We start from the raw sequence: 12,752 nt of genomic DNA, 5'->3' as shown, positions 1-12,752 counted from the left end.
CCGTTTCAGGGAGTCGTGGTCCTGGAATAAAGGGTTTGCAAAATCACCTCGGCGCCACCAGAACCGCCGGTACTGCGTGTGGTGATGCGATAGACCGTGGTTGTCGAGCCACCCGATGAGGTTGACGACACTCTTTCGATTACATATTGGGCCGCCTGGGCGTTATTGGCATAAGTCGTCCCCACAGAGGCAGAACAACTCTTCCAATTGAAAGGTACTGTTGTCGCGCAGCTGGTGACGGGAATCGTGGTTCCCTCTCCCTGCGTCCAATACGTGGTGTCGCCGCCGCGCGCCAAGGGCGGATCGAAATGGCCGAGCGTCGCCGCATTGAAGCTTCCGCTCTCGATCGCCTGCAAAGCTTCCTTGCCTGAACTCTCAGCCGACTGAAAGGACACATTGCGGTCAACGGCATTGCCGGCCATACGCTCGGACATCGTGACGTTGCGGAAACCGATAGCACTGATGGCTGTCAGGATCACAAGAAGGATCATGCCTACCAGCAGGATCATGCCTTGCTCTCGCTTGAGGGAATGGGGATACGTCTGGTGCTTCATCGCGTTTATCCTGCCTCAGCGTGCCGCCACCCTGTTGCGCAACACCACTGTCGTCGAGAACTCCTTGCGCACCCGATTCGCTGAAGCGCCGGTGGGCAAGGTATAGGTCTGCCCCAACAAGGTCGGCACCGTCAGAGAAATCTCGGTATCAGCGTTGTCTTCGCCGCTGACCATGATCAGGCCAATGCGCACGGCCACGACACGAGACCAGTCGGTCACGGTAGCCGCTGTGGTGCGCCACACATCGGGTTGCATGGTCGCCGATCCATCCGGGTTGTTGGCCGTGTTTTCCCCGTAGTGAACGCGCATGGCCTCCACGTTGGAGACAATTTCCTGGGCGCTCTGGCGGTTGTTTCCGTCATAGCTGACCATGTACAAGCTGGGTGTATTCGCTCCGCTGCGAGTCGTGACGTAGAAAAACTTCCACTCGATCGGCATGACCATGGATCCCACGCCATACAGGGGATTGCCCGTGAATGAGCCCGACTGGTTGCCGAGTGCGTTGTCATGCGCCACGGAGGCCACGCTGCCCGAAAGGCTGACCTTGCCGCGAAAGAGATTGGATGTCGTGCAGTCGGACACAACGAAGTCGTAAACCCCGCTGTTGGTGGTCGTGTTACGCCACTTGTATGTATCTTCGGTGATCGTCAGGGCATCCGAGGAAGCAGCCATCGCCGTACTCAGAGATACGACATTGGCGCTGCCGCTGACAAAAAAGAGGGCGCTGTTGGAGCCGGCCGCCGGGGCTGCGCCACTGGAAAACATGGCGCTGGGGATCGAATCGAAGCCGCGCAGGAAGCCCTTGGGCATCAACGGCTGCGTCGTCACTTCAACATTAGAGGGCTCGACTATCGATAGCGGGTTCGGACCATCAATACCTCCGGGATTCGGCGTAGCAGAGCTCAGCGAAGTGGTGGGGTAATAGGTGGTTGTACTCCCGACTGTCACAGAAGTAATGCCCATACACCCGGCAAACCCCGCCATGCGCAGATCGCGGGAAATGGAGTCCAGAGCGAAATTCCCGTCCTCCACCATGCGACCGGAGGTTTCCTGAAAACGGAAGGAATGCTTGACAGCGACATACACCGAGGAGAGCCCGACCAGGACAACAAGCCCCAATGTCATGGCCACCAGCATCTCCACCAAGGTCAAGCCCTGCTGGCGGCGGCAACTGCGGTCGTACTTCACAGGCGTAGCTCCATGGTAACCGTCTGGTAGGTACCCTCGGACCCACTGGCGCAGGACACCTGATCCGCGTCGCTCAACGTACCCAAACACTTGGCCCAGCGCACCTGCAGTTCGAGCTTGCGCCCGCCACCGCTGACGTAGCTGGTCACCTTGCCGTCACCCATGGGCAATTGGGCTCGAACAGCGGTGAGCCAGTCCTTCTTATCCTGCTGCGCGATCGTGGTTGGCGTCGAGGGAATAGTCGAGGCATAGGGAGTGATGTACTCACTCGTAGCCGACAGAGCCACCGCAGGGTTGGCCCTGATTCTGTCGGCCATGTCTGCCAGAAGCTGGTTGGCCTTGGTTGTCGACTCCGAAGCCGCGGCGTTGGAAACGCCCTTGACCAGCAGACCCGCCACTCCGAGCAGGCCGAACATCAGCAGCAACATGGTGACCAGCACTTCGATCATGCTGACACCACGTTGGCGGCGCCGGATCAAGGCCGGCTCAGCGATATCAAGTCGTCGGGCAGGTTTCATTGGATTTAACATTCGCGAGCCTGACACGGCCGGTGTTGTTCACGATAAGGCAATACTTGTCACTGGTATCCGCATAAAACCAAAACGTGCGATTCGCCACGGTGCTGCCGGAGGCATCCACCATGCGCCCGAGGCCGTTGTAGCTGAAGTAGTTCAGACTGCCGGTCTGTCCATAAGATATCTCGCTGGGGGCCGCAACCACCTCCAGACGCACCACGGTACCGCTGTCAGCCGTTGGCGCCAGCCCGCTATTGGCATCGCTGGTCTTGTCCACAAAGACCGTCCAGCCGTTCGACCATTGACCCGCAGCAGTATTGGCAGCAATGGTGACCCGGGCATCACTCCCCCTGCGCACTGCTTCCGAACGCGCAAGATTGAGCGACACCTGCAAAGCCGAAGCCGCTCCGGCAGCACGATTCGACAGAATCATGCTGCGAAAGGACGGAGCAGCCAATGAGGCCAAAACAGAGATGACGACCAGCACCACCAAAACTTCAATCAGGGTAAAACCCCGAACATGATCAGTCTTGGGAACGCCGACGGCAAACCGACCGGCGCCTGAGTTCAGGGTGCGTGACACGTCTAAGTTCATCATGGGTGCATCATAGGCAGCGATATCCACTCTTGGACGGACGGACGGACAGGCGGATGGTCTTGGCCGCTGAACGGCGACATCTACCGTGGACCATAATTCTGGCCATGCTCCCCACGCGCGCCCCGGTCACCACCGCCCTCGGCTTGGCCACCCAAAGCCTGCGCCTGACCTCTCCCAATCCCCGCGTCGGCTGCGTCATCGTTGGCGCAGACGGCCAAGTCCTCGGTCAGGGCCATACCCAGCGCGCCGGTGGCCCCCACGCAGAAATCATGGCGCTGCGGGATGCCGAAGCATGCGGCCATTCGGTCAAGGGTGCGACTGCCTACGTCACTCTGGAACCTTGCGCCCACCTGGGCCGTACCGGGCCCTGCTGCGATGCCCTGGTGGCGGCCGGCATAGGCAGGGTCGTCGCCTCGCTGCAGGATCCCAACCCCAAGGTCGCAGGCCAGGGTTTTGCCCGCCTGCGTGCGGCCGGTATCGAGGTGGAGATCGGCCCGGGTGCTGCCGAATCACGCGAACTCAACATCGGCTTCTTCAGCCGCATGGTGCGCAAGACCCCCTGGGTGCGCATGAAGATTGCCGCCTCGCTGGACGGCCAGACCGCCCTGGAAAACGGCACCAGCCAGTGGATCACGTCCGAGCTGGCCCGCGCCGACGGTCACGCCTGGCGCGCGCGCGCCTGTGCCGTGCTGACCGGCATCGGCACCGTGCTGGAAGACGACCCCCGCCTGGACGTGCGCCTGGTCGATACCCCGCGCCAACCCCATCTGGTGGTGGTGGACAGCCGGCTGGACACCCCGCTGGACGCCAAGCTTTTCATCCCGGGGCGCCAGCTCTATATCTATGCCGCAGTGGTGGATGAGTCGAAAAAGACCGCCCTGCAAGCCCGGGGCGCCACCGTGGTCCACTGCCCGGGCCCCGGCGGCAAGGTCGACCTGGCCGCCATGCTGCGGGATCTGGCCGTGCGCGAGGTCAATGAACTCCACGTGGAAGCCGGCCACAAACTCAACGGCTCCCTGGTTCGCGAAGGTCTGGTGGACGAATTCCTGGTCTACCTGGCCCCCAAGCTGCTGGGTGCCGGCCGCGGCATGGTGACTATCGGCCCTCTGAGCGAGCTGTCGCAGGCCGTGCCGCTGGAATACCGTGACACCGCCCTGGTCGGGCCTGATTTGCGGGTTCTGGCAAGAATTCCCGGGCGCGACAGTTTCTGACCGTTTCCCTGCGAAAATAGCGGGATGTTCACCGGAATCATCACCGGCGTGGGGCGTATCGTCGCCAGCCACGACCTCGGAAGCTCTTTACAGCATGGCAAGCGCCTCGCGATCGCCTGCCCGCCCGGCTACCTGGACGACGTCGGGCTGGGCGACAGCATCGCCCTCAACGGCGCCTGCATGACCGTCACCAGCTTCGATCTTCCCCAGCAACATTTCACCATTGACATCTCGGCCGAATCCCTGGCCAAAACCACCGGGCTCGTCCTGGACGCCCAGGTCAATCTGGAAAAAGCCCTGCGCGCAGGTGACCGCCTAGGGGGCCACATCGTCTCGGGCCATGTGGACGGCGTGGGCAGGGTCAGCTTTTTTGAACAGGTGGGCGAAAGCTGGGAGCTGCGCATCCAGGCTCCGGCCGAACTCGCGAAATACCTGGCCTACAAGGGCTCCATCACCGTCAACGGGGTAAGCCTCACCGTCAACCGCGTCGCCGATAACGCTGCCGGTTGCGAGATCAGCATCAACCTGATCCCGCACACCGTGCAGAACACCAGCCTGGGCACGCTGAAGGCGGGCTCGGGCGTCAACCTCGAAATCGATACCGTGGCCCGCTACGTCGAGCGCATGCTCGCCGCCGGAACCACCCCGCAGAAAGCAAGTACATGAGCCCCAAAGCACCCGTGGCAATCTCGCCCGTCGAAGACATCGTCGCCGAGATGCGCGCCGGCCGCATGGTCATCCTCGTGGACGAGGAAGACCGCGAGAACGAGGGCGACCTCGTGCTGGCCGCCGACCATGTCACCGCCGACGCCATCAACTTCATGGCCCGCTTCGGCCGCGGCCTGATCTGCCTGACACTCACGCGCCAGCGCTGCGAATACCTGCGCCTGCCGCCCATGGCCGCACGCAACGGCACGGTCTACAGTACCGCTTTCACCGTTTCCATCGAAGCCGCCAGCGGTGTCACCACCGGCATCTCGGCCGCCGACCGCGCCCGCACCGTGCAGGCCGCCGTGGCGCCCAACGCACGTCCTGAAGACCTGGTGCAGCCCGGCCACATCTTCCCCCTGCAGGCCGTCGACGGGGGCGTGCTCATGCGTGCCGGCCACACCGAAGCCGGTTGCGACCTGTCCGCCATGGCCGGCTGTTCACCCGCCGCCGTGATCTGCGAGATCATGAAGGACGACGGCACCATGGCCCGCCTGCCCGACCTACAGGCCTTTGCCGCCGAGCATGGCCTGAAGATCGGCACCATCGCCGACCTGATCGAACACCGCAGCCGCAACGAGTCGCTGATCGAAAAGATCGGCAGCCGCCCCATCAAGACTGCCCACGGCGACTTCACCGCCCACGCCTACCGCGACAAGCCCAGCCAGGGCGTGCACCTGGCCCTGGTGCGCGGCCAATGGGGTGCGCAAGACACCGTACTGGCCCGCGTGCACGAGCCCCTTTCAGTGCTGGACGCCCTGGAAGTCGGCCGCGCCATGCACTCCTGGAGCCTGGACGCCTGCCTCTCGCGTATCGCGGCCGAGAACCGGGGGGTGGTGGTGCTGCTCAACTGCGGTGAAAGCGCCGAGCAGCTGCTGGCCCAGTTCGAAGGCACCGCACGCGCCAGCCAGGCGCCCGAGCGCGGCCGCATGGATCTGCGCACCTACGGCGTGGGTGCACAGATCCTGCGTGACTGCGGCGTGCACAAGATGACCCTCATGGGCAACCCACGCCGCCTGCCCAGCATGGTCGGCTATGGGCTCGAAGTCACCGGCTACCTGCAGAAATAACCCCAAGGAAATCATCATGTTTGGCGCTGACAAAGGCAACCTCGAACCCACCGATGCAAAACTGGACGGCCGCAAGCTGGCCATCGGCATCGTGCAGGCCCGCTTCAACGAAAGCATCACCAACGCGCTGGCAACAGCCTGCCGTGCCGAGCTGGCCGCACTCGGCGTGCTGACCAAGAACATCGACCACGTCATGGTGCCCGGCGCACTGGAAGTGCCACTGGCCCTGCAGGCCCTGGCCGAGAAGAACAGCTACGACGCGCTGATCGCCCTGGGCTGCATCATCCGCGGCGAGACCTACCACTTCGAGCTGGTGGCCAACGAATCCGGCGCCGGCGTGACCCGCGTCGCGCTGGACTACCAGCTCCCGATTGCCAACGCCATCCTGACCGTGGAGAACATGGACCAGGCCGTCACCCGCCAGACCGACAAGGGTCGCGACGCGGCCCGCGTCGCCGTGGAAATGGCCAACCTGATGGAAGACATCGCATGAGCACCGCTGCCGCCCCGCGCAAGTCGGCTGCCAAGTCCGGCCGCAGCCGCTCGCGCGAATTCGCGCTGCAGGCCCTGTACCAACACCTGGTCGGCCGCAACGAAACCAGCGCCATCGACACCTTCACGCGCGACCTCTCCGGCTTCTCCAAGGCCGATGCCGCCCACTACGATGCCCTGCTGCACGGCTGCGTCGAGCAGGCCACCGAGCTGGACCGCCTGATCACACCCCTGCTGGACCGTAAGCTGGCCGAACTCTCGCCCATCGAACATGCCGTGATGTGGATAGGCGCCTACGAGATGCAGCACTGCCTGGATGTGCCCTGGCGCGTGATCCTGAACGAATGCATCGAGCTCGCCAAATCCTTTGGCGGCACCGATGGCCATAAGTACGTCAACGGCGTGCTCAACGGCCTGGCGCCTGCGCTGCGCGCAGGCGAGGTCGCAGCCGACCGTGCCAGTGGCAAGGCCCAGCAGGCCAAGAGCTGACGCGCAGCGCATGAGAATCGCGAGCCGCGCGCAGAAGATCGAACCCTTCTACGTCATGGAGGTGGCCAAGGCCGCCTCGGCCCTGGCACGCGAAGCCGCCCAGGGCAGCGCGCCCATGATCTTCCTCAACATCGGCGAGCCGGACTTCACCGCCCCGCCCCTGGTGCAGGAAGCCGCCGAACGTGCCGTACGCGCCGGCCGCAGCCAGTACACCGACGCCACCGGGCTGCCCGCCCTGCGCGAGCGCATCAGTGCCTGGTATGCGCAGCGCTATGGGCTCACTGTCCCCGCGCGCCGCATCGTCGTCACCGCCGGCGCTTCGGCCGCCCTGCAGCTGGCCTGCCTGGCCCTGATCGAGGCCGGTGACGAGATCCTCATGCCCGATCCGAGCTACCCCTGCAACCGGCATTTTGTGAGTGCTGCAGAGGGCACGGCCCGCCTCATCCCCACCGGCCCCGCGGAACGCTTCCAGCTCAGTGCCGAACAGGTGCGCACCGCCTGGGGCCCCCAGACCCGCGGCGTGCTGCTGGCCTCGCCCTCCAACCCCACCGGCACGTCCATCGATCCGGCCGAGCTGCGCCGCATCCACGAGGTGGTGAAGGCGCACGATGGCATCACCCTGGTCGACGAGATCTACCTGGGCCTGAGCTACGAAGAGCGCTACGGCCACAGCGCGCTGGCGATCGACGACCACATCATCTCGATCAACAGCTTCAGCAAGTACTTCAGTATGACGGGCTGGCGTCTGGGCTGGCTGGTGCTGCCGGAAGAACTGGTACCCGTGATCGAGCGCCTGGCGCAGAACCTCTACATCTGCCCCAGCACCATCGCCCAGCACGCGGCCCTGGCCTGCTTCGAGCCCGACAGCCTGGCCGAGTACGAGCGCCGCCGCGCCGAGTTCAAGGCCCGGCGTGATTTCTTCATCCCGGCCCTGAATGAACTGGGCCTGAAGGTGCCCGTCATGCCTGACGGCGCCTTCTACGCCTGGGCCGACTGCACGCGGGCCTGCAAAAAACTCGGGGTGAAGGACAGCTGGGAACTGAGCTTCGCCCTCATGCAGCAGGCCCACGTGGCCATCACACCCGGTCGCGATTTCGGCAGCGCCGAAACTCAGCACTACATCCGCTTCTCCACCGCCAGCGGCCTGCCCCAGCTGCAGGCCGCGGTGGAGCGTCTGCAAAAACTTCTACGCTGAATACCGCATGGCCTACGAACTGCCGATCCGCGTCTACTGGGAAGACACCGATGCCGGCGGCATCGTCTTCTACGCCAACTACCTCAAGTTTTTCGAACGGGCCCGTACCGAGTGGCTGCGTTCGCTGGGCGTCGGCCAGCAGGCCCTGCGCGAGCAGACCGGCGGCATGTTCGTGGTCAGCGAAACCACGCTCAAATACCACCGCCCGGCGCGGCTGGACGACGAACTATTGGTTACAGCGCGCCTGCAGGAAAACGGCCGCGCATCCCTCACAATCGCCCAGCAGGCTTGGCGCAAGACCGCTGGCGAGCCCGAACTGTTGTGCGAAGGCAGCATCCGCATAGGCTGGGTGTCCGCAGCGAGCATGAAACCTGAAAGAATCCCAAGTACCGTTCTGGAAGCCATTCAATGAGTCAAGACCTGTCCATCATTCAACTGGTCCTGCACGCGAGCTGGGTCGTGCAGGCCGTGATGCTGCTGCTGGTGCTGGTGTCCATCGCTAGCTGGGCCGCCATCTTCAGCAAGATCTTTTCGCTACGCCGCGTGCGTGAACTCAACGAGAAGTTCGAGCGCGACTTCTGGTCCGGCGCCAACCTCAACACCCTCTATGCCACGGCTGCCCAGAAAGGCCACGCCAGCGGCCCCATGGAACGCATCTTCGTCAGCGGTCTGCGCGAGTACCAGAAGCTGCGCGAGCGCCGTGTCTCTGACGCCGCCGCCCTGCTCGATGGCGCCCGCCGCGCGATGCGCGCCAACTTCCAGCGCGAGATGGACGTGGTGGAAACCAACCTCTCCTTCCTGGCCTCGGTCGGCTCGGTCTCGCCCTATGTGGGCCTGTTCGGCACCGTCTGGGGCATCATGCACGCCTTCACCGGCCTGGCCTCGTTGCAGCAGGTGACGCTGGCCACCGTAGCCCCTGGCATTGCCGAAGCCCTGGTCGCCACGGCCATCGGCCTGTTCTCCGCCATCCCCGCGGTGGTGGCCTACAACCGCTTCGCGCGCGACATCGATCGCGTGGCCATCATGCTGGAGACTTTCATCGAAGAGTTCTCCAACATCCTGCAACGCAACGTCAGCGCGCAGCCGGCGGCGCAGGCCTCCACCTTCTGAGGGCCGCACAATGCCCACCCTGGTCAGTCGCGGGCGCGGACGCCGCACCATCAACGAGATCAATATGGTGCCCTTCATCGACGTGATGCTGGTACTGCTCATCATCTTCATGGTCACGGCCCCGCTCATCACCCCCAGCGTGGTGGACCTGCCCAGCGTGGGCAAGGCTGCGCGCAAGCCCGACCAGGTGATCGAGATCATCGTCGGCAAGGACGAAGCCCTCTCGCTGCGCACGCAGGACGGCAGCACCCGCCTCAAGCTCGGTGAGCTGGCCGCCAACGTCAAGCGCGTGCAGTCCGACGCCGGCAAGGACGTCAGCTCCGCCGTGGTCATCAGTGCCGACAAGAGCGTCAAGTACGAGACCGTGGTCCGTGTCATGGACACGCTGCAACGTGCCGGCGTGCAGCGCGTGGGCCTGTCGGTGCAGATGGTCAACTGAAAAGCAGGCCATGCACGCCGCCAGCCGCTTCGAGTTCAACCCGCCCGTGCAGCGCACGGGCCTGTTGCGCGCCTACGGCCTGGCCCTGCTGATCCACGGCCTGCTGCTGGCCGCCCTGACCTGGGGCGTGAGCTGGCGCAGCAAGGACACCAGCCTGTCGGTCGAAGCCGAGCTCTGGTCTTCCGTTCCGGAACAGGCCGCCCCCAAACTGGTCGAGCCCGAGCCCCAGCCGATCCCCGAACCGGCCCCGCCCCCACCGCCCAAGGTCGAGGAACCGCGCCAGAGTGAGGCCGACATCGCCCTGGCCCGCGAGAAGGAACGCCAGGCCAAGGAGAAGCTGGAGCAGGCGCGGCTGGACCGGGAAAAGCAGGCCCGTGAGAAACAGGAGCGCGACAAGCAGGAACGCGAGAAAAAGCTGGCCGAGGAAAAGAAGCAGCGCGAACTCGAAGCCCGGCAGGCCAAACTCCGGGAACAGCAGGAGACCGAACACCGCGAAAGACTGCGCAAGGAAAACCTCCAGCGCATGGCCGGTCTGGCCGGCGCCACAGGCGCCCCCAATGCCACCGGCACGGCCCAGAAAACTTCCGGCATCTCGTCCAGCTACGCCGGCCGCATCCGTGCGCGCATCAAGCCCAACATCGTCTTCGCCGACGAGCTGTCCACGAACCCCAGCGCCGAGGTAGAGGTGCGCACCTCGCCCGACGGCACCATCGTCGGGCGCAAGCTGCTCAAGAGCAGCGGTGTCCCCAACTGGGACGATGCCGTGCTCAAGGCCATCGACAAGACGGACACCTTGCCGCGCAACGAAGAGGGGCAGGTTCCGTCCCCCATGACCATCGTCTTCCGCCCCAAGGACTGAGCAAAAAAACGCCCCGCAATCTGCCGGGGCGTCTGAAGCCGTCAGATCGACGGCACGAGGTGACACTCAATCGCTACGGATCAGTCCACGGTCTCCAGCGCCAGCGCCGCAGTGGCCGTGTTCGAAATCGGGATGTGGTAGTTGCCAGTCACACGGCGCACGCTGGAGCCGCCGGCCGCCGCCAGAGCACCGCGCATGGCCAGCCACATCAGCAGCTCCACGCCCTGCGTGCCGGTCTTCTCCACCAGTTCGTGCACGCTGAACTGCGTGGCCCACTCGGGATTGGAGACCAGGCTGTCCAGAAATTGCAGGTCGAAGGCCTTGTTGATGAAACCGGCGCGTTCGCCGTCGAGCTGGTGGCTCAGGCCGCCGGAGGCGATCACCGCCACCTTCTTGCTGCTGTCCCAGGACTTGATGGCCTCGCCCACGGCCTTGCCCAGGGCATAACAACGCTTGGCACTGGGCAGCGGAAACTGCACAGTGTTGACGCAGACCGGCACCACCGTCACCGGGCAATCCCCTTCGGGCCAGAACAGCTTGAGCGGCAGCGTGCAGGCGTGGTCCACCAGCATCTCCTGGCAGGTCACCACGTCGAACTCTTTCTCGACCAGCGTGTTGATGAGGTGCCAGGACAGGTCCAGCTCGCCCTTGAAAGGCGGCAGCGTCGGGATGCCCCAGCCCTCGTCGGCGTTGTTGTACAGCGGCGCGGCACCCACGGCGAAGGTGGGCATCTTGTCCAGGAAGAAGTTCAGCCCGTGGTCGTTGTAGAACATCACCACCACGTCGGGCTTGTTCTTAGCCAGCCATTCGCGGATGGGCGGGAAGCCGTCGAAGAAGGGCTTCCAGTAGGGCTCCTGCTGGATGCCCTTGTGGATGGCACCGCCGATGGCGGGAATGTGCGAGGTGCCGAGGCCACCGATGAGTCTTGCCATGATCGTTATCTCCAGAAATGTTTATTGGCCGGCCGCGACCAGCTTGGCCTTGAAGGCTTCTTTGCTCATGCCGGTCTGCTGCGCGCCGATGTCCTGCATGTCGAGCTTGAAGATCCCGGCGAACTTGGCCAGGTAGTAGGCGTTGCCGCCGGCCGCGATCAGCTGCAGCACGTTGCGCGCGCGGATGGCGGCGGCCTGCTGCTCGTTCAGCCCGTACTTGCGCATATAGCCCTCTTCATCGGCCACAAAGGCCTTGCGGTTCTCCTCCGAATTGAAAGAAAAACACATCTTGTTGAGCGCGTAGCCCTTGCGGGCTTGATTCGCGTCAAACAGGGTGGTGCCGGGAATCGGCTTTTCTGCGCAGTTGCTGCTCATTTCGGTCTCCGTGGTTGACTGGGGTCAAAAGGGGTGTGAAAGCGAGTATTCGCCAGCCATTGACCAAAATAAATACATGAATCAAGATATGACTCATGAGTAAATTCGATCATTTGGACCTGGATGGCCATTTGCTCCAGCTTCTGCTGGCCGTGGTGGAGGCCGGCTCGGTCACCGGCGCAGCCCAGCGCCTGGGCGTGACCCAGTCCGCCGTGAGCCATCTGCTGGACAAGCTGCGCGCCATCACGGGCGACCCACTTTTCGTCAAAAGCGGTCGCGGCATCGTGGCCACGGCCCGGGCCGAGGAACTGGCGGCCGAAGCCCGCGCCCTGCTGCGCCAGCTGCAGCACTTCGCCCACAGCGAAGACTTCGACCCCGCCCGCTGGCAGGCCACCTACACCATCGCCGCCAACGACTTCCAGCGTGACCTGCTGCTGCCTGCCCTGGCCGCGCGCCTGAGGCTCAGCGCCCCCGGCGTGGCGCTGCGCATCATCCCCTCGGCCATCCCCCGGCTCGACATGCTGCGCAACGATGAATGCCAGCTCGTCATCAGCCCACGCCCGCCCGAGGGCAGCGACATCGTGCAGAAGCGGCTGTTCGAAGACCAGTACCGCGTCTTCTACGACCCCACCGTGCGCGAGGCCCCGCGCAACGAGGCCGAGTACCTGGCCGCCGACCACGCCACCGTGGTCTACGAACCGCGCCGCAGCCTGGACCTGGACCAGCACCTGGCGGCCAAGGGCCTGCACCGCCGTTTCACGGTCATGGTGCCCTCCTTCAGTGCCCTGCCCCCTTTCCTGCGCGGCACGCCACTGCTGGCCACGGTGCCCGGCCTGCTGGCACGCCAGACCTTCACCGGCCTGGCCACTTGCACGCCGCCCGTGAGCTGCCCCAGCAACCCCATGTACGCGATCTGGCACGCACGCTACCAGCAGGACGCCGCACACCGCTGGCTGCGCACGCAGCTGGACGCCGTGGTGGCACCGGCCCTGGCCCACTAGGGACTGCACAAGCAGG

General features: G+C 64.4%; 16 protein-coding genes and 1 pseudogene. 11 read left to right on the top strand and 6 right to left on the bottom strand.

Going from position 1 to position 12,752, the window contains the following annotated elements; all coding sequences use genetic code 11:
• Positions 1-5: 5 nt before the first annotated feature.
• Genes AC07NT_RS04345 through AC07NT_RS04330 form a run of 4 tightly spaced genes read right to left on the bottom strand, consistent with a single transcriptional unit; the run spans position 6 to position 2,855 of the window.
• Positions 6-554, bottom strand: a complete 549-nt coding sequence (locus tag AC07NT_RS04345) for a pilus assembly PilX family protein (protein ID WP_498597653.1) — start codon at positions 552-554, stop codon at positions 6-8.
• A gap of 15 nt (positions 555-569) precedes the next feature.
• A complete protein-coding gene (locus AC07NT_RS04340; protein ID WP_498597654.1) occupies positions 570-1,742 on the bottom strand; it encodes a PilW family protein in 1,173 nt (390 codons plus the stop codon).
• Positions 1,739-2,260: a type IV pilus modification protein PilV gene (gene pilV / locus AC07NT_RS04335; RefSeq protein ID WP_498642660.1), complete on the bottom strand. Its 522-nt coding sequence runs from the start codon at positions 2,258-2,260 to the stop codon at positions 1,739-1,741. Before pilV ends, AC07NT_RS04340 begins: the two co-directional genes overlap by 4 nt.
• Positions 2,238-2,855 (bottom strand): GspH/FimT family pseudopilin, encoded by a 618-nt coding sequence (locus tag AC07NT_RS04330; RefSeq protein ID WP_498597656.1) that lies wholly within the window; start codon positions 2,853-2,855, stop codon positions 2,238-2,240. The genes pilV and AC07NT_RS04330 overlap by 23 nt, the downstream gene beginning before the upstream one ends.
• A gap of 104 nt (positions 2,856-2,959) precedes the next feature.
• Between AC07NT_RS04330 and ribD the strand changes: the two genes are divergently transcribed.
• From ribD to tolA, 10 genes and pseudogenes are all read left to right on the top strand, one after another.
• A complete protein-coding gene (gene ribD, locus AC07NT_RS04325; RefSeq protein ID WP_498597657.1) occupies positions 2,960-4,066 on the top strand; it encodes a bifunctional diaminohydroxyphosphoribosylaminopyrimidine deaminase/5-amino-6-(5-phosphoribosylamino)uracil reductase RibD in 1,107 nt (368 codons plus the stop codon).
• Positions 4,067-4,090: 24 nt separating this feature from the next.
• On the top strand, positions 4,091-4,732 hold the full coding sequence (locus tag AC07NT_RS04320) for a riboflavin synthase (RefSeq protein ID WP_498597658.1): 642 nt from the start codon (positions 4,091-4,093) through the stop codon (positions 4,730-4,732).
• Complete coding sequence (ribBA, locus tag AC07NT_RS04315; protein WP_498597659.1) at positions 4,729-5,844, top strand: bifunctional 3,4-dihydroxy-2-butanone-4-phosphate synthase/GTP cyclohydrolase II; 1,116 nt, start codon at positions 4,729-4,731, stop codon at positions 5,842-5,844. Before AC07NT_RS04320 ends, ribBA begins: the two co-directional genes overlap by 4 nt.
• Positions 5,845-5,860: 16 nt before the next feature.
• Positions 5,861-6,337 (top strand): 6,7-dimethyl-8-ribityllumazine synthase, encoded by a 477-nt coding sequence (ribH, locus tag AC07NT_RS04310; RefSeq protein ID WP_498597660.1) that lies wholly within the window; start codon positions 5,861-5,863, stop codon positions 6,335-6,337.
• A 17-nt stretch (positions 6,338-6,354) separates the two neighbouring features.
• Positions 6,355-6,825, top strand: a pseudogene (gene nusB / locus AC07NT_RS04305) (transcription antitermination factor NusB); the annotation flags it as partial.
• Positions 6,826-6,835: 10 nt separating this feature from the next.
• Positions 6,836-8,020, top strand: coding sequence for a pyridoxal phosphate-dependent aminotransferase (locus AC07NT_RS04300; RefSeq protein WP_498597661.1), 1,185 nt, complete (start codon positions 6,836-6,838; stop codon positions 8,018-8,020).
• 7 nt (positions 8,021-8,027) lie between these two features.
• On the top strand, positions 8,028-8,432 hold the full coding sequence (gene ybgC, locus AC07NT_RS04295) for a tol-pal system-associated acyl-CoA thioesterase (protein ID WP_498597662.1): 405 nt from the start codon (positions 8,028-8,030) through the stop codon (positions 8,430-8,432).
• Entirely contained in the window at positions 8,429-9,130 is a 702-nt protein-coding gene (tolQ, locus tag AC07NT_RS04290; RefSeq protein WP_498597663.1) for a protein TolQ, read from the top strand. Before ybgC ends, tolQ begins: the two co-directional genes overlap by 4 nt.
• A 10-nt stretch (positions 9,131-9,140) precedes the next feature.
• Entirely contained in the window at positions 9,141-9,569 is a 429-nt protein-coding gene (locus tag AC07NT_RS04285; RefSeq protein ID WP_498597664.1) for an ExbD/TolR family protein, read from the top strand.
• A 10-nt stretch (positions 9,570-9,579) separates the two neighbouring features.
• Positions 9,580-10,428: a cell envelope integrity protein TolA gene (tolA, locus tag AC07NT_RS04280; protein ID WP_498597665.1), complete on the top strand. Its 849-nt coding sequence runs from the start codon at positions 9,580-9,582 to the stop codon at positions 10,426-10,428.
• An 80-nt stretch (positions 10,429-10,508) separates the two neighbouring features.
• Here the strand turns inward: tolA and AC07NT_RS04275 are convergent, their stop codons facing one another.
• Positions 10,509-11,360, bottom strand: a complete 852-nt coding sequence (locus tag AC07NT_RS04275; protein ID WP_498597666.1) for a class III extradiol dioxygenase family protein — start codon at positions 11,358-11,360, stop codon at positions 10,509-10,511.
• A gap of 21 nt (positions 11,361-11,381) precedes the next feature.
• Entirely contained in the window at positions 11,382-11,735 is a 354-nt protein-coding gene (locus tag AC07NT_RS04270; RefSeq protein WP_498597667.1) for a protocatechuate 4,5-dioxygenase subunit alpha, read from the bottom strand.
• Positions 11,736-11,830: 95 nt separating this feature from the next.
• On the opposite strand from AC07NT_RS04270, the gene AC07NT_RS04265 reads away from it, so the two are divergent.
• Positions 11,831-12,736 (top strand): LysR family transcriptional regulator, encoded by a 906-nt coding sequence (locus tag AC07NT_RS04265; protein WP_498597668.1) that lies wholly within the window; start codon positions 11,831-11,833, stop codon positions 12,734-12,736.
• Positions 12,737-12,752: the final 16 nt, after the last annotated feature.

The organism is Hylemonella sp. GW821-FHT10B10, from assembly GCF_059415585.1.
This window is presented reverse-complemented; position numbering and strand designations above follow the sequence as displayed.